The organism is Mesorhizobium sp. M1A.F.Ca.IN.020.06.1.1, from assembly GCF_004023265.1.
Lineage (GTDB): Bacteria > Pseudomonadota > Alphaproteobacteria > Rhizobiales > Rhizobiaceae > Mesorhizobium.
Map to the genome: position 1 here is coordinate 1 of NZ_RZSR01001684.1, position 586 is coordinate 586.

Annotated in this window: 1 protein-coding gene; it reads left to right on the forward strand. The window is 69.1% G+C overall.

Features of this window, described 5'->3' with window-relative positions:
- The coding region (locus EOA60_RS36330) for a S1C family serine protease (RefSeq protein WP_164899942.1) at positions 1–586 on the forward strand (586 nt) is incomplete at both ends.

Below are 586 nucleotides of genomic sequence, written 5' to 3' on the forward strand. Positions count from 1 at the left end.
ACTTCAACCTTAGTGCCTTTTCCGATGCCGTTGCCGATGTCGCGGCGGCCGCCGCGCCGGCGCTGGCAAGCTTCGCTACGCATCACCACCGCACCGCGAGCGCCTTCCACTGGCGCGACGGCTTCTTTGTTACCGCGGAGGAAGCGGTCGAAGCCGGAGAGGAGATCGAACTGACGCTGGCCTCGGGCGAAACTGTGAAGGCCGAGCTTGCCGGCCGAGATCCTTCGACGGGCGTTGCCCTGCTGAAGCCGGCTTCCGCCGCCGGTCTGCCGCAACTGGCTGAGGCCGCTGCCGTGCGCCCCGGCAACGTGGCGATCGCCGTCGGCAATAGCGAAGGGGCAGCACTTGCGGTCTTTGGCACGGTCGGCGAGGTCGGGCCCGCCTGGCGCTCGATGCGCGGCGGCGCGATCGAACGGCGCATCAATCTGGCCATCAACGCCGGCGGCCGCTTCGAGGGCGGTCCGGTGCTCGATGCCAAGGGCGGCCTGATCGGCATGCTCTTGTTCGGGCCGCGCCGGCGGGCGCTGGTCATGCCTTACGAGACGATCGAGCGGGCGGTTGCGACGCTGCGCGAGAAGGGACATGT